Annotated in this window: 21 protein-coding genes; 8 read left to right on the top strand and 13 right to left on the bottom strand. The window is 55.8% G+C overall.

What is annotated here, in order from left to right; genetic code table 11:
• A partial coding sequence (locus tag FEAC_RS07015; RefSeq protein WP_160290347.1) for a transposase occupies positions 1 to 414 on the top strand: 414 nt, incomplete at its 5' end.
• 35 nt (positions 415 to 449) lie between these two features.
• On the opposite strand, the gene FEAC_RS07010 is transcribed toward FEAC_RS07015, so the two are convergent.
• Genes FEAC_RS07010 through FEAC_RS06985 form a run of 6 tightly spaced genes read right to left on the bottom strand, consistent with a single transcriptional unit; the run spans position 450 to position 4,830 of the window.
• Positions 450 to 866 carry a TetR/AcrR family transcriptional regulator gene (locus FEAC_RS07010; protein ID WP_052565949.1) on the bottom strand — a complete coding sequence of 139 codons (417 nt, stop codon included), beginning with the start codon at positions 864 to 866 and terminating at the stop codon, positions 450 to 452.
• A 3-nt stretch (positions 867 to 869) separates the two neighbouring features.
• Positions 870 to 1,676 carry an enoyl-CoA hydratase/isomerase family protein gene (locus tag FEAC_RS07005; protein ID WP_052565947.1) on the bottom strand — a complete coding sequence of 269 codons (807 nt, stop codon included), beginning with the start codon at positions 1,674 to 1,676 and terminating at the stop codon, positions 870 to 872.
• Entirely contained in the window at positions 1,666 to 2,151 is a 486-nt protein-coding gene (locus FEAC_RS07000) for a MaoC family dehydratase (RefSeq protein WP_052565945.1), read from the bottom strand. Before FEAC_RS07000 ends, FEAC_RS07005 begins: the two co-directional genes overlap by 11 nt.
• Positions 2,152 to 2,187: 36 nt before the next feature.
• A complete protein-coding gene (locus FEAC_RS06995) occupies positions 2,188 to 3,000 on the bottom strand; it encodes an enoyl-CoA hydratase/isomerase family protein (RefSeq protein WP_052565943.1) in 813 nt (270 codons plus the stop codon).
• Positions 2,990 to 3,865, bottom strand: coding sequence for a 3-hydroxyacyl-CoA dehydrogenase family protein (locus FEAC_RS06990; protein ID WP_081901241.1), 876 nt, complete (start codon positions 3,863 to 3,865; stop codon positions 2,990 to 2,992). The genes FEAC_RS06995 and FEAC_RS06990 overlap by 11 nt, the downstream gene beginning before the upstream one ends.
• Positions 3,838 to 4,830, bottom strand: a complete 993-nt coding sequence (locus FEAC_RS06985) for a diiron oxygenase (RefSeq protein WP_035391382.1) — start codon at positions 4,828 to 4,830, stop codon at positions 3,838 to 3,840. Before FEAC_RS06985 ends, FEAC_RS06990 begins: the two co-directional genes overlap by 28 nt.
• Positions 4,831 to 5,038: 208 nt before the next feature.
• On the opposite strand from FEAC_RS06985, the gene FEAC_RS06980 reads away from it, so the two are divergent.
• The 3 genes from FEAC_RS06980 (at position 5,039) to FEAC_RS06970 (ending at position 8,542) form a co-directional block, all read left to right on the top strand.
• A complete protein-coding gene (locus FEAC_RS06980; protein ID WP_035391363.1) occupies positions 5,039 to 6,088 on the top strand; it encodes a 2Fe-2S iron-sulfur cluster-binding protein in 1,050 nt (349 codons plus the stop codon).
• 275 nt (positions 6,089 to 6,363) lie between these two features.
• The gene (locus tag FEAC_RS06975; RefSeq protein ID WP_035391365.1) at positions 6,364 to 6,954 is read left to right on the top strand and encodes an IS607 family transposase; all 591 of its coding nucleotides are present in this window, start codon (positions 6,364 to 6,366) and stop codon (positions 6,952 to 6,954) included.
• Positions 6,941 to 8,542: a zinc ribbon domain-containing protein gene (locus FEAC_RS06970; protein ID WP_035391367.1), complete on the top strand. Its 1,602-nt coding sequence runs from the start codon at positions 6,941 to 6,943 to the stop codon at positions 8,540 to 8,542. Before FEAC_RS06975 ends, FEAC_RS06970 begins: the two co-directional genes overlap by 14 nt.
• Before the next feature lie 179 nt (positions 8,543 to 8,721).
• On the opposite strand, the gene FEAC_RS06965 is transcribed toward FEAC_RS06970, so the two are convergent.
• A complete protein-coding gene (locus tag FEAC_RS06965) occupies positions 8,722 to 9,600 on the bottom strand; it encodes an alpha/beta hydrolase (protein ID WP_156099320.1) in 879 nt (292 codons plus the stop codon).
• Positions 9,601 to 9,687: 87 nt separating this feature from the next.
• Between FEAC_RS06965 and FEAC_RS06960 the strand changes: the two genes are divergently transcribed.
• The 4 genes from FEAC_RS06960 (at position 9,688) to FEAC_RS06945 (ending at position 15,715) form a co-directional block, all read left to right on the top strand.
• Entirely contained in the window at positions 9,688 to 12,633 is a 2,946-nt protein-coding gene (locus FEAC_RS06960) for a proline dehydrogenase family protein (RefSeq protein ID WP_160290346.1), read from the top strand.
• A 475-nt stretch (positions 12,634 to 13,108) separates the two neighbouring features.
• Complete coding sequence (locus tag FEAC_RS06955; RefSeq protein WP_035391371.1) at positions 13,109 to 14,437, top strand: MFS transporter; 1,329 nt, start codon at positions 13,109 to 13,111, stop codon at positions 14,435 to 14,437.
• A 10-nt stretch (positions 14,438 to 14,447) separates the two neighbouring features.
• Positions 14,448 to 14,858, top strand: a complete 411-nt coding sequence (locus FEAC_RS06950) for a TIGR03618 family F420-dependent PPOX class oxidoreductase (RefSeq protein ID WP_035391372.1) — start codon at positions 14,448 to 14,450, stop codon at positions 14,856 to 14,858.
• Positions 14,855 to 15,715 carry an SIR2 family NAD-dependent protein deacylase gene (locus FEAC_RS06945; RefSeq protein WP_052565936.1) on the top strand — a complete coding sequence of 287 codons (861 nt, stop codon included), beginning with the start codon at positions 14,855 to 14,857 and terminating at the stop codon, positions 15,713 to 15,715. Before FEAC_RS06950 ends, FEAC_RS06945 begins: the two co-directional genes overlap by 4 nt.
• A 217-nt stretch (positions 15,716 to 15,932) precedes the next feature.
• On the opposite strand, the gene FEAC_RS15525 is transcribed toward FEAC_RS06945, so the two are convergent.
• The 6 genes from FEAC_RS15525 to FEAC_RS06915 all read right to left on the bottom strand — a co-directional run bounded on the left by FEAC_RS15525 (position 15,933) and on the right by FEAC_RS06915 (position 24,472).
• Positions 15,933 to 17,387, bottom strand: a complete 1,455-nt coding sequence (locus FEAC_RS15525; protein ID WP_160290345.1) for a G1 family glutamic endopeptidase — start codon at positions 17,385 to 17,387, stop codon at positions 15,933 to 15,935.
• A 167-nt stretch (positions 17,388 to 17,554) separates the two neighbouring features.
• Positions 17,555 to 18,970: a dihydrolipoyl dehydrogenase family protein gene (locus FEAC_RS06935; protein WP_052565932.1), complete on the bottom strand. Its 1,416-nt coding sequence runs from the start codon at positions 18,968 to 18,970 to the stop codon at positions 17,555 to 17,557.
• A gap of 691 nt (positions 18,971 to 19,661) precedes the next feature.
• Positions 19,662 to 21,146 carry an HsdM family class I SAM-dependent methyltransferase gene (locus FEAC_RS06930; RefSeq protein ID WP_035389747.1) on the bottom strand — a complete coding sequence of 495 codons (1,485 nt, stop codon included), beginning with the start codon at positions 21,144 to 21,146 and terminating at the stop codon, positions 19,662 to 19,664.
• A gap of 79 nt (positions 21,147 to 21,225) precedes the next feature.
• Positions 21,226 to 22,356, bottom strand: a complete 1,131-nt coding sequence (locus FEAC_RS06925; protein ID WP_035389746.1) for a DUF3048 domain-containing protein — start codon at positions 22,354 to 22,356, stop codon at positions 21,226 to 21,228.
• A gap of 38 nt (positions 22,357 to 22,394) precedes the next feature.
• Positions 22,395 to 23,333: an EAL domain-containing protein gene (locus FEAC_RS06920; protein WP_052565931.1), complete on the bottom strand. Its 939-nt coding sequence runs from the start codon at positions 23,331 to 23,333 to the stop codon at positions 22,395 to 22,397.
• The gene (locus FEAC_RS06915) at positions 23,333 to 24,472 is read right to left on the bottom strand and encodes an EAL domain-containing protein (protein WP_035389744.1); all 1,140 of its coding nucleotides are present in this window, start codon (positions 24,470 to 24,472) and stop codon (positions 23,333 to 23,335) included. Before FEAC_RS06915 ends, FEAC_RS06920 begins: the two co-directional genes overlap by 1 nt.
• Between the last annotated feature and the right edge of the window lie 95 nt (positions 24,473 to 24,567).

The following is a 24,567-nucleotide window of genomic DNA, read 5'->3' as shown; positions in this document are numbered from 1 at the left end:
ATCGCAGATCTCGATGAACTCATCGAGAAGCTGGTGAAGGAGTTAGCAGGACCACTGCTCGAACTTCCCGGCATGGGAGTAGATAGTGCTGGTGAGTTCTTGGTGGCCGCGGGTGACAATCCAGAGCGTCTCGGTTCAGAAGCCAGCTTTGCGATGATGTGTGGAGCTTGTCCCATCCCTGCATCCTCGGGTAAGACCAACCGTCACCGACTCAATCGTGGGGGAAACCGTCAGGCGAATTCCGCGTTACACATCGTAGTTCTTTCCCGCATCCGAATGGACGAACGAACCCAGGCCTACGTGACCCGTCGTTTGGCGGAGGGCCTCTCAAAACGAGAAGTAATGAGGTGCTTGAAGCGCTATGTTGCCAGAGAGGTGTATCACGTTTTGGTCAATCACAAGGTGGCTGCCTAGGTTTCTCCATCGAGGCCCGCTAACATTCAAACGACTTACTCTCTCGACTTGACAAACATGAGAGCGTCAACCTGGCGTTCGTTGTTACGGATAACCTCCTGCTCAGACTCTGACAGTCGAGCTAAGTCGTTGATCTGAGCTTGATGATAGGCGTCAGCGTCTTGATAGAGGTAAAGTATCGCCTCTACAACTCGCCCAAGCCGCTCAGATGGCTCGCCTCCCCCATCAACGGCGTCTAGCACCGTCACCAGGAGTCGCTCTGAATACCCGAGGAGTGCCTCAAAAAGGATCGCCTCCTTGCTCGGAAAGTAGTGATAAATTCCCGCCTTCGAAAGCCCCACATGTCGGGCGAGATCATTCATCGACGTGCCGTCAAAGCCACGTAGCGCGAATCGACTCACCGCCAAGCTTGCGATCTCCTGTCGGCGCTCATCAGCCGCTGAATCCACCACCGGCTAGAGTCCTTCGAAACGAGGTTCTTGGTGTTCAACGAAGGAACGGAGGCCTGTCGCGTAGTCCAAAGTCCTCGCACAGCCACCTTGGGCCTCGGCCTCCATCGCCAGCACCTCGGCGAGTGCGGGAATCCGTTCCCGGTTCAGGATTCGCTTGGAGGCTAGAAAGGCTTGTGTTGGTCCGTGAGCAACTCGTTGGACATATAGCTCGACCTCCTCCTCAAAATGCTCTTCGTCCACGACCCGAGAGACGAGCCCATACTTGAATGCATCACTCCCATCGATTAGCTCTCCAAGCAGGATCAGATCCATAGCACGCTGGTGCCCCAGCCGCCGGAAAAAGTAATGACCACCGGAGTCTAGGACCGCACCTATTCGCGCAAACGGTGATCCCCACCGGCTAGAGCTCGCGGCGATGACTAAATCACATGCCAGCGCGAACCCAAGCCCAGTGCCGAGGACGGCCCCATGTACCGCAGCCACGGTGATCACATCCAGACTCGCTAACCGCAGTATCAGTGGGTTATAGACGTCGGCGAGTATCGCCTCGGCATCCTCATCCTCCGGGTGAGCATCGGAGAGGTCACGCCCAGCACAGAAGGCTCGCCCCACTCCGCCAACGACTAGAACACGTGGGGAGCGTTCAGCGATTGCATCTAGTGCTAAATCGATCGCCCGCACCATCTCATCGGAGCTAGCATTCAACCTAGCTGGCCGGTTGAGCCACAACTCGGCGAGGTCAACGTCGACCCCGAAGGCTACCGGCTCATCGGTGGTTAGATCCAAGGGCAGGCTACGCTCAAACGCCATAAGCGGGAACCTCTCGAGCTACGAGCACCTTCAACACGCTGGTGCAGACGAGGACTCCGTTCTGGTTGATCACCTGCCAACGCAGCGATACCACACCACGATCGTCCCCCTTGTCGTCTTTTGCGACCACCTCCGCCTCGAGGTGAATCGTATCACCGACAAACGTTGGGTGTGGATAGCGGATAGAGTCAGAGCCGTAGTTGGCGATGATAGCAGTCGAGTCTGCGGGAACTGCGAGGCCAGTTGCCATCGCAAAAACCATGATACCAGGGGCGACAACCTGCTGAAATACCGACGCCTTGGCGGCCTCTGCATCAGTATGCAGGTAGAACCAATCGCCGGTCAGCGCGCACCAGCTGGTGATATCGCCATCGGTGATGGTTCTGCCTCGAGTGGCCTGTCTGTCTCCGACAGAGATCTCGCCATAACCCTTGTACAGGATCGGATATCGCTCAGACAGTGCAAACTCGCGCATCATTCCCACCTTTCAGCATCTATCAATGACTCGGCTTCAGAAACCTGGATCGGGCGCAAGGGGCCGTCCAAACCTCTGCATGCGGGCTCGCTTCTCCTCGGATTCGAAGAGGATCGCCTGTCCTAAAATGTCCACTACCCGGGTTGAGGCGTGCTCCCCCGTCGCCAACGCTAACTTCGTAATCTCTAGCGCCCGCCACGGTTTCGAACGAATGACGTTCGTCCAGGCAATCGCAGCTGTGAGGGGATCCTCGAATAGTCCATCAATGAGACCGACCGAGTACCCAGTTGAGGCGTCCAGGACCTCGCCGAGGTATAACATCCTGCGAGCGATCCCCTGGCCAACGAGTTCGGGTAGACGCCAGTTCCCTCCTGCTCCCGCCAGGATGCCAAGCCCAAGCTCAGGCTGGGCAAATCGAGCCTTCGGCGAGGCGACACGCAGGTCACACGCGAGCGCGCACTCTAACCCGCCCCCGAAGGCTGGTCCATCGATGACGGCTATGGTTGGCCAGCGCCAGCGCGCAATGGCGTTGAAAAGTTCGACGTTGATCGCCTGGAACGCCTCCTCTTCACCACGATCATGAAGCTCACCGATATCCGCACCAGCAATAAATATTCCTGGTGTGGTCGATGTCAACAACAAGACTGCAGGTCGATTCCGACGCGTCTCAATCGCCTGGCGAAGCTGGTCCACCAGCGCGAGCGAGAGTGCATTGCGTTTGTCTGGCCGGTTGAGGCCGAGACTAAGCACCCCCTCGCTCTCGGTTACAAGCACCAGAGGCTGGACCTGCGCGGCCTGAGACGATGAAACAGGCGTCGCGGTCGCCTCGTTGTTAGAATCACCAGACAAAGAAACCCTCTCCAGACTTCTTCCCAAGGCGACCAGCCTCTACCATCGAGATCAGAAGTTTCGGCGGCGTGAATCTTTCACCAAGCATCCGTTCGAGGTATCGGGCAATCGCCAGCCGGACGTCGAGACCAACCAAATCGGTGAGTCGCAGTGGACCAATTGGGTGCCTATAGCCGAGTACCATCGCCTGATCTATATCAGCAGCGCTCGCAACCTTATCCTCCAGCATCCGGATAGCCTCAAGCCCTAGTGCGACACCCAGCCTCGAGGTGGCGAATCCCGGAGCATCGTTGACGACGATCGCCTCCTTGTCGAGCGACCTGGCAAAGTCTTGAAAGAGATCAACGATGGCCAAACCTGTGAGTGGTCCTACCACAATCTCAATCAACGCAGAGGCTGGCACTGGGTTGAAGAAATGAAGTCCACCGATACTCTCGGCTCCAGGCAGCCCCTCTTGCAGACTCCCGATAGCGATCGACGAGGTGTTAGATCCGATCGGTACACCATGACCTACCGCTCGTCGAACTCGGCTGATGACCTCACGCTTTAGCTCGACGATCTCTGGCACACTCTCGATCACAATAGACGACCCGTCGAGTTGCGCATAGTCGGTCACGACAGAGAGCCGCTCCTCTATGACCTCCTTGGCAATATCGGTGAAACCGTTCTGGCGAGCACGGTCGATGGTGGCGACGATGCGATCTTGCGCACGTCGTGCCGCGTCTGACTTAGCCTCGACAACAGTGACCCTCAATCCAGACATCAGCACCTGGGAGGCGATGGACGAACCCATGGTCCCTCCACCAACTATCCCAATGCGGATGTCCTGATCTCGGTCTAAAAGACTGGAATGATCTCGTCCCAATTTACGTCCGTGACTTCCTCTCCAGAGATTCCAACCTCAGGGATAGCTGGGAACGGAATGTCATATCGCTCCAGCACTCCCTTGACGTTTAGCATCGCTTGGCGCCAATTCTCCAGCTTCTCATCGTAGGTGGCGACACCCAGCCCTGCTGCACGAGCCACCTCTTCTATCTCACGCTGTGTCGAAATAAAATCTTCCGGAAGGTCCCAGAAATCAGACGGGGGCTCAAATAGGACACCTGAAAGAAAGACATAGCCAGCTCGAATCTGTTTGGTTACAATCGAACGATCCTCGTCTGAGATCTTTGGGTAATCACGCTCCATTAGAGAGAGGCAGATCGCCATATGTCGACCCTCGTCTCGGCCAATCGCTCGGAAAGCCTCCTTGAAGACAGGAATAGTAGTGTGGTTGAACATGTATTGAAACAGGGTAGCCGAGGCGACCTCTCCCATCAGGAAGGAGCTAAAAAGCACGGCCATCGAGTAGCGCGGAACCGCCTTCTTGTAACCATTCCAATAGCGAGCCCCGTTATGGTACAGCCACTCAACATTGCGCTTTGCTCTACGTCCCAATTCAGACTGGGGTTCATAGTCAAGCGGGGCACCAGGCGTCAGGAGTGAGATCGCCTTACCGCAGACGATCTCATGGTTCTGCTCATCGCGGGTGATCGAGAAGAACGCTCGTCGAACCGGATCCTCCTCATGAATCTCATACGCATGGACTAAGGCTGTCGCAAACACCGGTGGAGCCGATGCATCGAACACAGATAAGAGCGAAAACCAATAGGCAACCGCCTCGCGCTCTGTCGGGGACATCTGCTCAGGTCGCAAGCTGTCCCACGGGAGCCGTGCTGGATCCCAGTATTCCTTTTGCGCCGAGGCCCAAATCTCTTCGAGCTTCGCCGTATGGGATTCCCACGACAGCGGAAAAATGTTCGGCTGCTCAATCGGCGGAGGAAACTCCATCGATCCGCCAAGTCCGTCGTGCGCCTGCGTCACCGCTCTCCCCTTTCACACATCTACCGACCATTCGGTCGGCTGATTACAATAATAGCACAGGCTCTCATCTCATCGATGGTGACATCAGGGGACATGATGTCATAAGACATAGACTGCGAAGCTGACGCCAAGTAGCGAGGGGCCTAACGTGTGTTGAGTGTTTTGAGGAGTTCCAGTGTCAGTAATAAGGCTCTATCCGTCAGGCAATGAGGTTCCCTGCCCCGATGGCATGACCGTCCTGGCCGCCCTCGAGGCGGAGGGCTGGGCACTGCCAAACAACTGTCGGGCCGGAACCTGCGGCGAGTGTAAAGTTAAAGTCCGGTCTGGCTCCTTCGACCAAGGGTTCGTCTTGGACATGGCGCTGTCAAAGGAGGATCGCGAGCAGGGTTATGGTGCAATGTGCATGGCCAAACCGCTATCGGAGTATCTCGAGATCGAATGGGGAACTGAGGATGCAAAGCCAACGCTATTCCCGCCTCGCGAACAGATCGCCTATGTCGTGGTAGAACGCATAGAGCGCACTCCCTCCATCATCGAGTTACGCCTTCGCCCAATTGGTGAGTCGCTGCGATTCTGGCCCGGTCAACATATGCAACTTGGAGCACCACCGGAGCATCCTCTGCGCAACTATTCGATGGCGAACGCTCCGCGCCCAGACGGCGAACTGACCTTCTACATCACTCGCGAACCCTTCGGCCAGACCAGCAGCTGGCTCACCGACAGCGTAGCAATCGGCGAGACTCTGATGGTAAACGGGCCCTACGGATCCTTCATCGGTGACCCTGCGATCGCCACGCCGGTTCTATTGTTAGCCGGTGGATCCGGCCTCGCCCCGATCATGTCACTCACCGAGGCTGCGCTTCGACGAGGTTTTGCACATCCGGTCACTCTTGTGTTCTCGGTGCGCACGCCAGCAGATGTCTATCCGCTAGGGCAGCTCGAATACCTCAAACGACGCTACCCAAACTTTGAGCTCCAGGTCAGCTACACGCGTCACGATCATGGCAAAACCTGCACCGCCGAACCACATCACCATGGCCGCATCCCGGAGATCCTTGAAACCATCACTCCTTCGCTGGCTGGCACCGCCGTATTCATCGCCGGCAGCGACCATTTTGTCAGCGACTGCGCACGGGTGGTCAACTCTTTGGGGCCAGGTATGGTCTATACCGAACCTTTCACAGATCAGCAAGGTGACTTTTTCTCACTCTCAATCCTCGGCTAGTCAGCGATCATCCAAAGCCCACCACATCGATAGCCAATAGCGTCTATCAATCCTCACGCAGTTTGCCAGTGGTGTTCGGCCGACCACCCGAGTTGGCGCATCGCTTACAGGCCCCAAAGACCGCAAAGTCGAAGGTTAACGGCTTGAATGACTGCCAAGAGTTCCAGCCTGGATTGTCTCGGTTGCGTTCAAGGTGTTAATAACAAGTCCCAAGAATCATTGAATAATGTAGATGATATATTGTTCCCAGTTCCATGATGGAGTATCCCGATATTGTGAAGTTATCGACATATGCCAAGAGAGAAGGTATTGGATATAGAGCGGCGTGGGATCGTTTCCATAATGGCCGGATACCGGGAGCCACCTTCGATCCGTCTGGTCATATCTATGTTCCTGAACCGGAGTCGATGCTTTTACCAATGGCTGCGGTGTACACGAGAGTATCTTCGCACCCGCAAAAGGATGATTTGGATCGACAGGCGGACAGGCTTGTGGCTTATGCCAACGCTCGTGGCTATCAGGTTGTAGCGGTAGTCAAAGAGATCGCGTCAGGCGTGAATGACAAGCGTCCACGCCTGACCAAGCTGCTTGCCAATCCTGAATGGGGAACGTTGGTCGTTGAACACAAAGACCGCCTCAGCCGAGTCGGGTTTGGATGGTTCGAGGTGCTTCTCCAAGCGCAGGGTAAGAAGATCGATGTTGCCAATCCTGCACAGGACGATACCTCCGATCTCATGGCGGACTTCATGGCTATCGTCTATAGCTTCGCGGTCCGTATGTATGGTTTGCGTTCTGCCAAGCATAGAACCAATCGGGTCAAGCTGGCGATGACAGCTCCGGTGGATATGGCAGATGATCCGACGTGACCAAGACCATCGAGAATACCACCACTTCGATCAAGAGAAGCGAAAGAAGAAACCGCCAGTTGTTCGTGCCTATCGGCTCCAACACAAGGCAAATGTTGGCAAGGTCGCGCGGGTAGCCGCCGTACTGCCCGAGTATCAGAAGGCCGCCAAGATCATCCAGGCCAATCAGATGCAGGCATTTGTCCAAGATGGTGCTGGGTTCTGGAGTCGAAGAGACCCTGGCGAGTTCGAGACCAAACTATCCGAGCGATATAAGCGATCCGTTCAGAATCAGGTAGTGGCAGGACTTGACTCATGGCTAGAGTTGTCCAAACAGGAGATTCGCCAGATCATCGCCCACTCGGAACTGCCCGATGAGACAAAGGCTGACCTATGGTGGCTCAATGCGTGCAATGCGCATTATGCCAAGGAAGCCACGGTCCCTGTGTGGATCTATCCAGATGACGTCAGAACCGGCTCCGGTGAACGCCGATCTGCGCCACCAGAGACACTATCCCTCCTCAGGGCCATAATGAAGCACGTTCGTCGTCACCGTGTACACGTTCCTCAACTATGGCGATCAAGGACGATGGCACTTGATGGAACAGTGGCTCAGGTCACACCGACACAAGGCAGCATGTACGAACTATGGGTTCGTGTCTCAACGCTGGATGCAGGGCATCCTGTATGGATTCCACTAAAGAAAAACCAGTTCTTCAATGATGCACCTGGCGAGCTGTCGAACTTCGCACAGGTTACGGTGTCTCGTGATGGAGCGCTCAAGGTCACACTGGTCAAGCGATCCAACAGGGCCGCGCCTGTTCTGATTGGCGAGGATATCAGTCTTGACTGGGGCCTCAACTCCATGTTCGCTAGCGACCTTGGAGATCAGCTAGGAAGACAGTTCTATCCGTGGTTGCGCAAAGTAGATGTTCAACTGACCAAGCTCACCGTCGAACTACAGCGTCGGGGGATCAAACCCAAGACGAATGCCCGCTATCGTAAGTTCAACCAGAGAATTCGCGAGTATGTGCGCAACGAGGTTGGACGAATCCTCAACCGACTAGTCAAGCGATATGGGATAAAGTCGATCACCGTCGAGACTCTTGACTTTCGGAATGGCGACTTATCCAAGAAGATGAACCGCATACTCATCAGAGCCGGAAGAGCAGCCGTCAAAGAAAGGCTCAAGTCGATGTCCGAGACACAGGGCATTGAGATACACGAGGTCAATCCCGCCCATACGAGTCGTGAGTGCTCGGGGTGTTGGTTTGTCTCTAAACAAAACCGCAAGGGTCCGCACTTTGTCTGCGGATTCTGCCACAAGCGTCTGAATGCTGACACCAATGGGTCGCGCACTATATCCATGCGACGTTCGCATGGGTTGCAATATCCATACGCCAGCAGGCAGACCGTCCTCCAACGCCTTGACGCAAGGTTTGAAGCTCGCTGGGGTCTTAAACCCGGTGAAGCCGAGAAGTTGCGCCTAGCGAAGGAGCGACGCAAAACCACGCCCTGTCACAGTCGGGCTAACCTCTCTTTGGAGCATCCGGGGATTGGAAACGAAATCTCATCGATGCCGCTTTTGCTAGCGGATAAACATCAATGAAATTAGAGACTGTGCACTGATGCGAAAGACACAACATAGGCTCTGGTCCGATCTCCATCCCTTGCGGTGAACGATCACAAGCCACCACTCTCACCCACGCGTCGTACACACCACTCACTGTTCGGACTCCGCCAGGGCGCCAGCTTCGGACCACCGGCCCTGGTTGGCAACCACCGAATCTAGGCCGAAAGCGACTCGAAGATAATCTCTGCAATACGTTCTGGATACTGGGCATGAAGATCGTGATCGCCCATGATTGGGCGGAGCCAGCCTTGGTTTGGAGCCTCGGCGAGCAGTCTGCCCGCGGCCTCAGTCTTGGCCTCATCCGCCTCTGGACTCCCTGCAAGCGCCGGGATCAGTAGTAGTTTGGAGCGAAGCCGCCCAGCATCGATATGTGGCTCGTAATCTAGGAGATCGCTCAAAATGACCATATGGTCGCTGACCGCCAAGCGCCGATAGGCTAGCCCCGCAGAGTCGACGTGAAAGCCGGCTCGGGCGGCGAGTAGGATCTCTGGATCCCAGTCCTCGTACCGCCGTCGAAAAAAAGCGTCCAACTCCTCGATCGGTCGCCCGTCAATCTCTGCAGGACGCAACTCTTTGAGCGCATCCTCCCTGGATGGGAAGGCGCGCCCCATGGCTTGAAATCCACCATCGACTAGACCTACCACGTACGGCCTGACCTCTGGCTTATCGGCGGCGACTGCTCCGTAATGGAGCGCTACCGAGGCACCCCACGACTGGCCAACGACCGCTAGTGGTTCGCTGGGCGAGATAGACTTCACAACAGTTAGAAGATCATCTGCGCTCTCGGCGATACCCATCGGAGAACCCGCGCCGCCCGAACGACCGTGGCCCCTTTGATCGACGGTATAGCTGCAAACTCCCTGTTCTGAGAGCAAGCGAGCGACAGGCCACCACAGTTGTGCATTCGACGAGAGCCCATGCAGCAAGATCACCGACGCCGTGAGACTAGGACCGACTGGATCAAACCGATCCAACACAAGCCGAACACCATCTCGCATCCTCGCCTCAAGCGTCTCCATGACCCGCCACCTCACCTCTAGGACACCTTGACCCAAGACACACCGACTACCACTGATTCTCGAACCGAGAGAACGCTTTAAGGGTAGTATGAGGTGATGAGTTTGGAGTCAGTACACAGCGGTTCACTGGAGCCAGCAATCCAAGAGATCGCAGCGGCCATTAGTGCCTACGACGGCCCGAGTGGGGTCTACCAGCTCAAAGGATTCGCCTCGTTGGTTATGAAACAAGCACTGAAAGATCCTGTCTTTCGCGCTGACCTGTTTCGACTTGTGGATGTCTTCCCTTCCCTGGAGGGGCCGGAGCAGATTACTGCACATGTGCTCGAATACCTCGATCCTAGAGCTCCAAAATGGATGGCGGCAAGCCAGTCACTCGCATCGAAACTCGGTATCGGCCGCTCAGTATTGACGTCGCTAACTCGAAACAACATCATCGAGATGGCTAATCAATTTATCCTTGGAACTGAGCTCGATGAGATCGCTCGCAAGGTGGGTCAGATGGCCCAGCAAGGCTATCTGACCACGGTCGACCTGCTTGGTGAGAAGATCATCACCTACCCTGAGAGCGACAGGTACATCAAGCGCCTTACCGACATCCACGAACGGCTCGCCACCTCTGCTCCATTTCTTGCGATCAACACCAAGCTCACTGGACCCAAGATCAGCATCAGCGTCAAGCCGAGCGCACTCACTCCTCATTACGGACCGTTGCAGCGTCGAGTCGCTATCGACGAAGTCATCGAACGCATCACTCCACTCCTAAAGTCAGCGCAAGATGCCGGTAGCTTGATCTTCCTCGATATGGAGCATTATGACACCTATGAGTTGACGCTTGAGATCTTCAACCGACTGGTGAACGACCCGAACTTCGCTGATCTCCAACTCGGACTTGTGCTGCAGGCGTATCTACGTCGACATGTTACCGAGCTCAAGTCACTGCTAGCTCGTCTCGAAGGCTACGAGTCCGACAATCCACGGCTGTGGATACGCCTTGTCAAGGGTGCATACTGGGACACAGAGTTCGCCCAGGCATCGTCGGAGTCGCACACCCCTCCAGTCTTCACAGATAAGGCCGAGAGCGATATCAGCTACGAGGAGTCCGTTAAGCTACTTCTCGACAATCATCGGAAGGTGCATCCAGCCTTTGGCTCCCACAATCTGCGCTCGCTCTCCTTCGCGATCGCCTATGCCCGGAGCCTAGGGCTCACCCCCGATGACTATGAGATTCAGATGCTCTTTGGGATGGCAGAACCGATGTCCTCAGCACTGCTCGCTCAGGGTCAGTCGGTGCGGATCTATACCCCAGTAGGCGAACTGCTACCCGGCATGAGCTATCTTGTGCGCCGTCTGCTCGAAAATACGTCAAACTCCTCCTTCGTCAGGGCGCGCTTTGGAGGCAAGCAGTCGATCGCTCGCCTGGTAGCGCCACCCAAACTCACACGCGAATCGAAACCTCCAACCGGCTATCCCGCCGGATATAAGCATGAGCCGACGACCGAGTTCCACCACCAGCATGAGATGCGGCTCCAACAGGAGGCGATAGAGAACGTCGCCACCACGCTAAATACCAGCAACAAAATCCGGCTTTCGATCGGCCGCCCTCTCGCTGAGAGCGGAGTCTGGTCGACTTCGTTAAATCCAGCTAACCCAACTCAGATTCTCGCCCAGATCGAAGAGGCGAACGAAGAGCAGGTGGAGGCGGCAGTATCGGCGGCGCTTGCTGCACAACCAGAGTGGTCGAGCGCCTCGCTTCCAGAGCGCGCCACGATTCTCCGCAAGGCAGCCGCCTATCTGCGCAGCCATAGAAGCGAGATCAACGCCATTGAGATCATGGAGGCTGGGAAACCCTGGCTTGAAGCCGACAACGACATCGGAGAGGCGATTGACTTTCTCGAGTACTACGCGATCTGGGCGGAGAGACTCGACACCGAACGACTCGACTCTCCAGCTGGCGAGACCAATCAACTTCGTTATCGCAGTCGTGGAGTCACTCTAGTGATTCCACCCTGGAACTTCCCGCTGGCTATCCCAATGGGAATGACGGCAGCAGCCCTGGTAATGGGTAACTCTGTGATCCTGAAGCCGGCCGAGCAGACGCCTATTACTGCAAGCTATATCGTACGTGCATTTGAACATGCCGGACTGCCAGCAGGTGCGCTCTGTCTCGTTCCAGGTCGAGGGGAGACCGTGGGTGCAAAACTTGTACGCCACCCACAGATCTCGACCATCGCCTTCACCGGCTCTCGGGCGGTTGGGCTTGATATCATCGAGGCCGCCAGCCACGTCGCACCTGGCCAAACATCCTTAAAACGAGTTGTCGCTGAGATGGGAGGGAAAAACGCGATAGTGGTCGATATGGATGCTGACCTTGACCAAGCGGTACCCGGTGTGATCTACTCTGCATTTGGGTTTGCTGGTCAGAAGTGCTCAGCGTGTTCGCGGGTTATTGTCCATCGACAGATCTTCGATGCCTTCGTCGATCGTCTCGCACTCGCCACCAGCACGCTGATAGTCGGTGATCCTCGTGACCCAGCAATCCAGGTGGGTCCTGTGGTAGATGATGCTGCCTTCGCCAAGATCACACGCATGATCGAAGAGGGGAAGAAGGGTTCGGAGCTGTTGGAGCAAGGGACACTGCCAGATAGCGATGGCTACTACATTCCCCCAACAGTCTTCGTGAATCCCGACCGCCAGTCGCCTCTGTATCGAGAAGAGATCTTTGGTCCAGTCCTGACGGTGGAGCGTGCAGACGATCTCGATGACGCCATCTGGCGAGCTAACGACACCATCTATGCCCTGACACAGGGGGTATTCTCGCGATCCGCTCAGGCGATCGCCCGGGTGGCGAATGCAGCACGGGCGGGGAACTTCTATGTCAATCGAGGCATCACTGGCGCTGTTCCTGGAAGACATCCATTCGGCGGTTTTGGCAACTCCGGCGTAGGTTTCAAGGCTGGTGGACCCTCGTATCTGATCCAATTCGCCGACCAGCAGGTCATCTCGGAGAATCTACTACGGCAGGGATTCTCGCCCGATATCAGTGAATAAACCTCGCCCGGCGATAACCCAAGGGCCGGGTAGTACGCGAAATCGAGACCGGTTAGCTTTTGACGGATCCAGATATTGCGGTTATCTCCAAAGTGCGCTCTCGAGCGCGCTCCGTCTAGTCGACGCATCCGAGAGTCGAGAGGTAAAGCTCTGATCGTCCGTGGGTAGCTACCAAAACAAACGCCAGCCGTCACAGGGTTGAGTGACGATGCCTCTGTATGCGCAGGGTACTAGTGCGGATGGATTCTGTATGGGCGATTCTGTATGGGCGATTCTGTATGGGCGATTCTGTATGACCCTAAATACCATAGCTTTAGGACCAGGACCTCTAAGACCAGGTGACCGCTATCTATCTACACACTAAAAACCCTGGGCCTCCGACTCGCTCGGCAGTCATAGCCTCAGTTCCTCAAGACGACAGGAATACTTGCAGCTTACAACTAGTTTGTAAGCGTATGCTATTTGAGGCGACCCATTGACGAAGGCAGCAAACTCTGGCTCTTGGTTGGAGGTACTCCAAACCAAAGATCTGTCTTTGATTTTTACGGCTCGAGTGGCTATGAGCATTTCAAGGGCGATCGCCGGCATTGCGGTGCCTATATACCTCGCTACCCTCGGCTTCAATGGGTTCGAACTCGGAATCCTCTATCTCACTGTTGCCCTGGTCGCTGCAGGCATGTCCTCTGGCATCGGCTTTGCCACCAACAAGGTCGGCGCCAAATCCTTTATGATCATCGTCCCCGCCTTGGTGGCTGTGGCAGGTGTCGTCTATGCCTTCTCCAGCGATACGGCAGTCCTATTCATCTTTGCCGCTCTGGCGAGCTTTGGACGTGGAGCCGGTGCCGGTGCCGGCATGGTGGGACCCTACCAACCCGCCGAGTCACAGCTCATCGTCAACTCGATCAACCCATCTAACCGGAATAGAGCATTCTCGCTCGTGTCGTTGGCCTCGACGGCTGGAGCACTCATCGGCACCGGACTTGCGGCCATCTCAGGCCACCAGCATGTGGCACGAGCGGTAGCAATCGCAGTATTTCGCCCAAGCATGCTCATCGCCGCAGTTGCAGCATTAATTGCAAGCGTCATTGCAATGTTTCTCTCGAATCATCCCTCTCAAGCTTCTCATCCAGCCGAGCACAAGCAAGCGAAGGTGTTTGCCTTTCCCGAACGATCACGATGGCTGCTCTATCGGCTGTGGGTAACCAACACGCTCAACGGAGCCGCAGTTGGGATGTTTGGTCCATTCGTCACCTATTGGCTCTATATCCGCTACCACGCCAACGAGGTCAGCATAGGTGAGCTATATCTGGTCGTGAATATCATCACCCTAGGATCGGGGCTGATCGCCCCTAAACTGGCGCACCGCTTTGGCACTGTACGAATCACCTCGTGGCTCCGCATCGCCCAGGGGCTACTCTTGATTCCGCTAGCGCTCTCCCCCACCTTCGTCATCGCTGGCATCATCTACACGATCCGGATGTTCGCCCAACGAGTGGCTCTCCCCTTGCGACAGTCCTACGTGCTCGCCATGGCCGATCCCTCGGAGCAGGCTCGGGTCGCGGCACTGTCAAATCTCCCATCTCAGATCGTGATGGCGGCATCTCCCACCCTGACCGGCTACCTCCTAGACGACGTAAGTCTGTCGCTACCGTTTGAGATAGCGAGCATCATCCAAACGGCTTCAGCCTTCGCCTATTACCTCTTCTTCCGGAATGCGGCACCCCCAGAAGAGGTCGCACGCCGTGAGGCTGCCTTAGCTGATGATATAGTTGTGCCTGAGGACGAAAACCCGACAACCCAATAGGATTAACTCCATGGCCTCACCACCCACGATTGACTTTCTCGACACCCACCATCACGCCGTCTTGGGAACCTACCGCAAGGATCGCAGCATCCAACTATCGCCGGTACTCGCCGTTCGACTCACACCAAACACCATAGGGATCTCGTCGCGCGAGACCGCTATCAAGACTAAAAACCTTCGCAACAATCCAGCCGCCTTTGTCTGCGTCTTCCCAGACACTTTCTTTGGCGACTGGATCCAGGTCGACGGGGTCGCCTCGGTTCACTCCCTGCCAGAAGCAATGGAGGAGCTGATTCAGTACTACCGGTTAGCCGCGGGTGAGCATGACGACTGGGAGGGATATCGTACATCGATGATTGCTGAACGTCGCGTTCTCATCGAGATCACCACAACACGAATCGGACCCAGCATCAGCGGTTGAACGAATTGCTCCAGACACTAGACAGGCTTCAACGAGCAACGATCGTTGCTTTCACCGGTGCCGGCCTATCAACAGCGGCTGGAATTCCCGACTATCGCGGGCCTGAAGGCATCTGGACCAAGAATCCAGCCGCCTCGAAACACTCTCGGGTCAGCCATTATCGCCAAGATCCAGAGCTGAGGGCGAAACTCTGGCAAGGCCGGCTCGTCAATCCTCTTTATGGTGCTCAATCCACCCCTGGGCACCACTGCCTAGAATCGCTCGCTCGTGCTGGCCGCCTCCAAGGGGTGATCACGCAAAACGTCGATGGCCTTCATCGGCTGAGTACCGGCTACCACTACCCACTGATAGAACTTCACGGCTGCATTCACGAATCCAGATGCCTTAGCTGCGGAGATATCAAGCCGATGGGCGAGGCACTCGAACGTGTCGTTCATGGAGACCGAGACCCAAGTTGTCGCATCCCTTCAGACTCAGGCTCCTGCGGCGGGGTGCTTGCCTCAAACACGGTGACCTTCGGAGAGCCGGTTCCACCGGCAAGGATCGAAGCGGCTCAAGCACTCATCGACACAACAGAGGTGGTGCTTGTCTTAGGGAGCACGCTTTCGGTAAATCCGGCTGCGCGGCTCGTCGCCTTCGCGCTCGAACAAGGTAAGGAGGTCGTCGTCGTCAACCAAGGACCAACCCGCTACGACGACCGAGGAGTGATCAAAATCCACGCCGACTGTCAGCAGTTCCTTTCTGAGCTCGACGCTCTTGTCTCATTGCCCAACACCTCGGCTTTCGCCGTTGAGAGATTATCTGACTGGCTACTTGCACCAACAACTTCGTGTGCTGCTGAGCATGATCAGCGCTAAGGGCGGTGATCTGAAATTCACCTTCCAATAGAGGCGCCCCAATAATGGAGGATGGTGAGGCCAACGGACGCAGCCTCTCAACCTATAGATCTCCATGTGGCGACGCTACAAGCAACGCATGCGACAACTCGTCAGCAATGCCCGCATTCACCGCCCTACTCGTATATGTAGAGTTATATGCAGTCGTGACTCGATCGAGGCTGTGACAACGCTACAGCTACTGATAGGCCACCGTGAATGAGTTGCTCGTACTCTTGATCGGAGCCGAAACCTCACTCCCGTTTTGAACCATGACCACAGCCGTCTGTTGATCGACCCCACCCAATGGAGCCAGAGAGTAGCTTGGGTTCGTAAATGTGACCGGAGTGTAAGGCGACAATGTCATTATCCCTTGGCTCGAAGTCGGAGCCTCTACTATCCACTCGGCTGAGGCGCCTGGACCAGCATAGGATTGTTGAGTTGAATACGACAGCCCGTTGGTGTTATCTTTAATCTGTATCTCCCAAAGGTTCGCGGTAGTTGTTTCGTAGACATCGACAGAGACGCTATCGCCGGCAGCCACCGCATTACAACTATTGGTAAAGTAGGTCGGCGGAGCTGGAAGGATCTCCCACCAAGGCTGGATGCAGTAGCTGCTGGTGCCGACTACCGGCACCTCTACAACGCCAGCCTGGATGAGGTCAGCGTTGTTGGCACCATCCACCCCTACCCACTCTGCCGTGGCGCAGTTAGGACTGAGTGAACCACTACTACCTGTATTACACACCGAAGGCTGGGGACTCGTCAACCCCGCCACGTTAAAGGTGGCACTCACCCCATTAAAGGCGCCGTTCTGTACGATATAGCCCGACCAGTTTGGGGAGACAGAGGTGGCCAACTGGGGATTCGTGGTCAGCGTGAGACGAGCAGTTGCCACTTGACCACCTTGGTCAGTCACCGTGACCACCACTGAGGCAGTGCCCGCATTGCCCGGCATCCCACTGATTACTCCAGAGGGTGACATTGATAGGCCAGCGGGCAATCCAGTAGCAGACCAAGTGTTAGTACCAGCTCCTCCTGCAGCACTGAGGGTGGTGCTGTAGGCCTGGTTCGAAGTGGCGTTTGGGAGTGACGTCGTGGTAATTGAGAACTTGGCAGCCATACCTCCAATACCGACGATTGGGGCGGGTATGCTCTTACCCCCCTCAGAACCAAGGAACGAAGCAGTTCCAAAGTCAAATACACCTCCGTCAGCTCCGGCCAACCAATAACCATTGCCACCAGGGGTCGCGGCCATGCCGACGATTGGGGCGCTCAAGGGGTGCGATCCTCCCAGGCCGGTGATACCGTAGCTGTAGGTGGATCCATGAAAAGCTGCGTTCCCGAAATTGAATACCCCTCCGTCCTTGGCTGCCATCCAATAGCCACCTGCTGGGTCTGTGGCTATCGCGACAACCGGCGCGCTCAACGGGTGAGCTCCGGTAAGGCCAGTAAGCCCGTCGGAGTATGTAGATCCATAGTTTGTGGATCCGAAACTATAGGTCGCGCCACCAGCACCTGCGAGCACATATCCATAATGGGAGGAGCTAAGACGCGCCCTCGGGAGCCGTGTTGATGCATGTACCGTCATCATGACGCTAAGGGAGGCGGCCAACAAGACGATTGCTACTATCGGCCTAGCTTTACGAACCACCAACTCAACACCCTGAACTCCCGGGAAAAGCCCCAAGACACAACGAGGGAGGCATCAATTGTCTCCCCGTCCACTCAACATCTATCAACGCCCAGCCTATACGAACTCACGATTTGGGTGTCAGCTCAAGCACTCTCAGTGGGTATTGGCGGCCCAGTAGCTGCATGCTATCCGCCAGAAACCATTGGCATGTCATCAGTATCGAGATCTAAGAGTTGCCGTAACGGAGGTTCGTAAGCCTCCCCATAGGTCGGAAAGGCATGCACTAGATCTACGAGAAGTGAGATCGGCATCTCGGCTCGAATCGCCAACGCCGCCTCTGCAATCATCTCATCCGCACCAGTCCCGACAATCGACGCACCCACGAGTATGCCCCGACGTACATCCGCTATCAGATTCAAGATACCGATATCGTTCCCGTCTGAAGCCGCCCGAGCCGTGGAGTTGAGCGGCATCGCTGCTTCGCGAATCTCTAACCCTCGTGAGCGTGCTTCATTGGCCGTGATCCCGACCGCCGCAACCGGAGGATCCGTATATACACAGCGAGGAATCGCCCGATAGTCCGCCCGCCGTTCACCACCCTGCAGATTCGCCGCTGTTATTCGTCCTTGATAGCCTGCCGTATGAGTGAAGGGTGCAATCGCAGTGACATCTCCGACGGCCCAAAGATGGTCAACACCTATGACCCTACCTTGAGCATCTACCTCCAACGCATGGGTATCTGGGCTTATACCGAGCGTCTCGAGGCCAAGATCAGCGACATTTGGCTGACGACCAACAGCAACGAGGACTCGAGATGCACAAAGTTCGGCGCCCGTGTCCATAATCAGCAGAGCTCCAACCTCATGAGGTTCAGCTCTGGCTAGCTTTGCACCCGTCCTTATCTTGACACCTGATCTTTGAAGTGCCTCGGCGAGAACTTCACCAACAGCAGGATCCTCGTGAGGAAGGAGATGGTCGGCAGCCTCAATAATGGTGGTATCTACGTCGAATGTTGCATACACTTGAGCAAGCTCGCACCCCACCGCCCCTCCTCCCATGATAGCTAACGAAGCCGGGAGTTCGAAAGAACTCAACGCCTCGTCACTCACCCAGGTAGGCACAAGGTCGAGTCCTGGGATCGGCGGAATCACCGGTGAAGACCCTGTGGCAACGACCAGTTCTCCATAGGAAAGCTCTTCAACAACACCACTGTAGTCCTCTACAATCAGTCGGCCTGGAGCCTGTACTCGCCCATGCCCTCGGTATAGCACTGCGCCAGATCTGATGAGTTCTGCAGCATTGTCACCATCGTCGCGACGTGCTACAATCCGATCTCTTCGTTGTACCGCCGCAGCAAATGCCTGAGCGCCATCATCAAGGACTAAAGCGGAAGATACCGCCCCGAGCGTATGCGCCTGCGAAACTAATCTGCGTACCTGTGCTGATCGAAGAAGTGCCTTTGATGGCATACAGGAGACGAACGGGCACTCTCCCCCAACACGATTTGCCTCAACTACCGCAACCGATTTTCCGGGAAGATGGGGCCAAATCGACTCTGCGGCCGATCCAGCTCCCAAGAGCACCACGTCAAAAAACCTCACGAATCACATCCTCTCCGCCCTGCGGGACCGAGCCTCGTAGACCGTTCATGTGGCTCTTGATCCTAGCTGTCTTTACAAAGACTCTGCGATCCGGGAATCGCTGTGGTTCCAAAGGTCTCCGTGATCATAGCAGAGGGCTATGGGACCAAACGATGATAGCATCAGAATCGAGAAGTATGCCCCAGCCTGCTCTATACAATCCACTCAGATAGAGTGCACCTACTCGAGAGCTCTTCTTTTGAGAAGTTAATCGCTCCCCTATCCTCAGAATCCCCCGTTTCCAACTTCTGAGATCTAGCAACTCTAACTCTTGGATGTTGCTGCCAGCTACAACGAATCAACCAAATGCGTCCATAGGCGCTCTACATGCCGAGGTTACAGGTGGCAAAGAAGAGAGACAGGTGAAGAACTGATACGAACTAAGTCGGCGAGATTACTCGCCTCCACCCTTCTGAACTTGAGGAGAATCGGGCTAGAGCTCGCCCGCTCACTAGGCATCTCACGAAAACGGGCGGAGGGAATGCCCCCGAACTTATCCATGGATAGGACTCAAACCGCTACCAGCCAACTCACAAGAAACCGGCATAGGTTGGAGACTACCAACAACCCCATCCCAAACCCCCAGACACCAACGAGACCTGCAAAGGTCTCGTTGGTGTTTTGACCAAGTTTCGCCGGAGATGAGTACTCTTCACTCCACGACTTGGCCAATGCGCGGTAGCCACCAATCGAGCAACTCACTCCAAACCGATGTCTCAACTGAGTAGGCATCGCGTATCGCATCCAGGTAAGGCCACAGCCTTCCCGCTCTCCAGGCTGGCCAGAGATGACCCGCCCGTTCCCAAGCCTCTCGGTTCAAAGGCAACGGTACCTCACCCACGTCCCTCGCAGAGAACTTCAGTGCCTTTGCACTCAACGCGGTACCTGCACAGCGATGTTCAAGAAAGGCGGCAGCAACCGGCGAAGCGAGTGCCGCTGCCAACAGTGATAGTGACAACCCTGAACTGTCTGCTGCGAGGACAGAGATCACCGGAGTTAAAGGTACAACCGAGCCCTCATAATCTATCCACGGCGCGACGACTCGTTTCTGCGGTGCAATAACAAGCTTTGGAATCAAGAGTGCACGCATAGCACTTTTCATCGACGATAGCGCAGCTGACGATACCACCGGATGGAGGAGAGCACGCCCGCCTATCCGTACAGGGCGGTGTCCCCATAGCGGTTCTCGCCAACCCAGGTGTCCAACAGTTAACACTCGATGCCACCCTTGATCAGCCAACACCACTGGGGGATTGTCTGCTTCCTCAACCTGGGCTGCCACTTGATAGAACTCATCACGAAAGCCGGCAGTCACTCTCGCTAAATCCTTGACTCGCAACGACGGTGGAAGTTCCAGCCGCGGCGATTCGGCGATCCATGATCCCCAACTCATGCCGTCAGAGTTCGGTCGGGTTGTCTGCTCGCTCGATCTACGAACCCAAAGACATACCGTAGCCACCGATGCAGCAAAGGCATCATCTGGCAAGCGATCAACTTTTAGAACCTCACCTTGTCCTTCAATGACCCGTCGGACTTGCGAGGCACCGTCTGAGGATAGAAAGGAGATCGGAACTATCATCGCACACACCCCGCCCACACGCAGATGTCCAAAGGCTCGAGCGACGAAGTAAGCAGAGAGATCGGTGGTCGCCCTTGTGATATCAGGGTATGAGTGACGAAGCTTACTCCACTCCACTCCGTTGCTACCCTCGTAGCGAAGCGAACGCAATCTTGGACTCAAGAATGGTGGATTGCCAACTACCAAATCGAAGCGGTCAAACTGGTGTGAAAGGCGTGTGTTGATTTCAGGGTCGAGACCGTCACCTTGGAAGATAGCCAGATCGCTGCTTGCATGCATCCGATCGGCCAGATCATTACGGCAACACTCCGCTACCATTGCATCTTGCTCAACGCCTACCAGCGTGAGAGGTCCGGGTAACACTCGATCGGCAGCAAGGAGCAAAGAACCAGCACCCGCAGCCAAATCAAGTACCCGATGGACATCGAGAGTGTACTCATCGAAAAAGCCAGTAATCAACCGCATAGCAACGTCCAACGGGGTGAAGAACATGCCATTGGCCCGTTCACCGAAGGTGGGCTGGCCACCGGAGTCTCGGTGGCGGACCTCACCATTCAACAGTGCTGCGCCATAGCTTCGCCGCCTTGGCTCCCAAGCACCGGCGGAGTTGGGCCAACGATGTTGTCTACCTGGCCCACTACGACGGCGCAGTCTCGGTGGCGTGCACCCAGTTTGGAACCACCTCCACCCAGGTCTGACCGGGTGCAAGAGAGATCTGCTCACCATCCGAAAGATGATATGAGGTGGTTTGAGATAACGAAGACCGCTGCCAGCTTCCCTTGAAGATCTCGCCATTGCGCAGAATCCATGCTGGCCCAGTTCCAACCGTCTGCGAATGCACGCCAAGGCTGTGTGGTCCACTCTCGTTGTACTTACCTGGCGGGGCGTTCACGAACTGTATGACAACATTGGTCGCGCTCAATTGCTCACCACCGTTGCCGTTAGCAGGCTGGCCCGAATAGAAACGCAAAAAACGGTTCGCCGACGCGCTCCACTCCCAACTCACGTCCTCTGGAGACGAGAAGGGCAGATAGACGGTCCCAACGCTGGTTCCACCTTTAGGTAGCGTGGAGGAAAAATCGAAGAGGCGAGGAGGCGGTGTCTTCGACGACACCAGAGACCAGATCTCTGATGGTGACCCATAGAGATTTTCGGGAGGAACTCGCGAGGAGATTCTCTCGAAAGGAGCGCCGGTAAAGGCAAGCGCATCAATATAGTGGAGCCAACTCTGGGCTTTGACTGCATAGATATCAGGATTGATGCCTCCAGCAGAGACAAGGATGGGGTGACCAAGCTGATGGACAACATGCCAGTCGACCCAACGCAGCGATCTGATCGGACCCACGGTAGCCGGAGTCTGACATTGAAACACGGCTATGAACCGAGTAATACCACCCTCCGCTTGGACTTCATAGACCACGTCAGCCGCGCTGAGTCCACTCTGTGGACGAGCTCCTGGATCGTTGCCGACCTTGATTGCCAAGGCAGGGCGTTGTGGCACCTGCCCGTTAGGTGCAGGGAGGTCGGTCAATGGACACCGTGCCTGGGTCGATGCTGGAACCGTGGGCGGAACAGACTTAGATGTCTTGGGAGCGGAAGTGTGGCTGGTCTTTGTCGGTGTGACAACTTGGTGACTCGACTGCAAAGAACCTATGGTCACCGCCACGGCGAGAATCACGACCACCACAAGAATACCTATGATCTTGCCACGGCGACTTCGCCTGGAGCGCTGAACCTTGCCCCTTTTGGCACGCGCATGTTGCGCCATTCCACCTCCCCTAGCAGCAATCGTTGCTGAAGACTGACTTAATTACTCCGCGCGACGCCAACCAGGTCGCGGAATTTCACCCAGCCTACCTCGTAACAGCCATCGGTCACCCGCGCAACATCATCAAGCGACGTTACGCCACGACGGATCCACTGACCAACCGCTAGCGAGGCCGAATCTGCGAGCTGGATTACAAAGCTCGCAGTCGGTGGAATGGGGTGCTCGCGCAATGTCGTAGCTATTGCACCTGCTCGACGATGGATCGCAAAAGGCTGTTCGAGATAGCCCTGCCAGCAATCAACATCACTATCGATCAGGAACTCTAGTTGAGCCTCTTCCTCGACACCAACGCCAATGACGCGTGACCCAATCCGATGTGTCATAGTGGAGAGGTTCCGTACTATTGAACGCGAGGTCCCCGAGGTCAAGGTCGTACCAACCAACCGACGATCGATCTTGACCCACTCTGGCTCCAATGCTACAAGCATTGACAGTCCTCCGTAGCCAACTCCCGCGTTGTCGAGTGCTATCTCTGCACCTTCCGCTCTGAGAGGTGCCACCGCCTCGGCAAGCACTCTCGGATCCCGGACAATGTTCTCCTCAGAGATCTCGATGATAAGGCGATCGCACCAGGGTGCAAACAGATCCTGTACAGCCGTCGAGCCTACAATTGACGGCGAGACGTTAACGCTGAGACGCACCTCTGTCTCTTCGGCTGCGAACCGCTGTAGCAGCCGGTTAAGGGTACATAGTTCAAGTGTCACATCTAGTCCAAGTGCACTAGCTCGTGCAAAGAGCTCCTTCGAACCGACCCGCGGACTCCGCGTGAGTCCCTCAATGGCCATCAACTGCGCTGAGTGACAAGAATTCACCGGCTCCAAGACTGTCGTTAGTTCGTGGGGGGCTGCAAGGGTGCGCCGAACCTCGAACTCCCAGTCCCAATCTCTAGCAAGCGTGACTTCGATCTGCTCTGGCATCACGACACCTCCGATCCTGGTTTGGCGTCTGCAGCATTGAGAAGTCGCTCAAGTCTGGTTATGCCCAGAACCCGACGCGCGTGGTCGGTCACCACCAACGGATCGAAGCGGGTCTCCGAACTCCTGCCAAGGGCTCTCCTGATGCACTCTTGTATCGAGCAACCAGACTCTACCTCAGTCGCATTTCGAACGTGTTCAACTCCATTAACATCCATCGACCATACGAACAACGGTCTCCCGTAGTGGTCCACTCCGACACCAAACTGCACACCGACAAAACTCGAACTCCCAAGCGCCGTTGTAACCGGTTCAGTCACCGTAGCGAGTTCCCTACCAAGGGTAACGTTGCGTTCTATGCGGCTATGTCGTGACAACTTCGCTGCATCAATCCGTGGTAAACCCGCTGCTGGCCGTGCAATCCAATACCCCTGCCCAAGGTCGATCCCTAGACGGGAGGCAGCATCAAACTCAGATGCTGTCTCGATTCCCTCTGCAACTACCTTGATGCCTTTGGCTCTAGCTGAGGCCACAAGCGTTGCAACAACAGCCGCCTTGGTGTCAGAGCGATCTATGTCACTGATGAGAAACCTGTCGATCTTGATCATGTCGGGCTCGAGTTCATACATGAGCTCCAGTCCTCCGTAACCTGCACCTGCGTCATCAAGTGCGATACGCGCACCGAGCGAGCGATAGGTAGCGAGCTGTCGGCGCAACTGACCGGTCTCAGATACTGGGATATGTTCGGTAAGTTCAATAACCACCCGATCCAATCGTGCCGCAAGCAAGATTCGATGTATATCTTGCATACCGAGATATGTTGGCGACACATTTACATGGAGGACAAAACCGTGAGGGAGATAGTGAAGTATCGCCAGACCCCGATCTAGAGCAATAGCCTCCAACTCTGCACCCATTCCAAGTTCGGAAGCCTCCTCGAACAAGCGCTCTGTGGGGATCTCACCGGCGAACCGGGCTAATGCTTCATAACCAACCACATTGCCGTCGTCGAGTGACACGATTGGCTGGGCTACGATGCCAAGAGTGCTTGGATCGGCAATCGTGGAGGCGATCACTCTCTCGACGGGCTCAACATCAAGTTGAGTGACCCCCGAACCTTCCCCTGCCACCTGCTGCTGCATTGCCTACACCTCGTCATTCCATGCGCCATGCTGACCGCTTTTAGGCATTTCGGCAGAAAAACACGGGCCTTTAACATTCGATGAACCCCAGAGCT

It is taken from the genome of Ferrimicrobium acidiphilum DSM 19497 (genome assembly GCF_000949255.1).
Lineage (GTDB): Bacteria > Actinomycetota > Acidimicrobiia > Acidimicrobiales > Acidimicrobiaceae > Ferrimicrobium > Ferrimicrobium acidiphilum.
Note: the sequence above shows the minus strand (reverse complement) of the source record. Positions and strands in the feature narration are given on the sequence as shown.

Bases quoted from the DNA above. Each gene is read 5' to 3' on its own strand.
- FEAC_RS07005 (WP_052565947.1), bottom strand. From the start codon at position 1,676: ATGGCGTTTGAGCGTAGCCTGCCCTTGGATCTAACCACCGATGAGCCG.
- FEAC_RS07000 (WP_052565945.1), bottom strand. From the start codon at position 2,151: ATGCGCGAGTTTGCACTGTCTGAGCGATATCCGATCCTGTACAAGGGT.
- FEAC_RS06985 (WP_035391382.1), bottom strand. From the start codon at position 4,830: ATGGAGTTTCCTCCGCCGATTGAGCAGCCGAACATTTTTCCGCTGTCG.
- FEAC_RS06970 (WP_035391367.1), top strand. From the start codon at position 6,941: ATGATCCGACGTGACCAAGACCATCGAGAATACCACCACTTCGATCAA.
- FEAC_RS06950 (WP_035391372.1), top strand. From the start codon at position 14,448: ATGGCCTCACCACCCACGATTGACTTTCTCGACACCCACCATCACGCC.
- FEAC_RS06925 (WP_035389746.1), bottom strand. From the start codon at position 22,356: ATGGCGCAACATGCGCGTGCCAAAAGGGGCAAGGTTCAGCGCTCCAGG.
- FEAC_RS06920 (WP_052565931.1), bottom strand. From the start codon at position 23,333: ATGCCAGAGCAGATCGAAGTCACGCTTGCTAGAGATTGGGACTGGGAG.
- FEAC_RS06915 (WP_035389744.1), bottom strand. From the start codon at position 24,472: ATGCAGCAGCAGGTGGCAGGGGAAGGTTCGGGGGTCACTCAACTTGAT.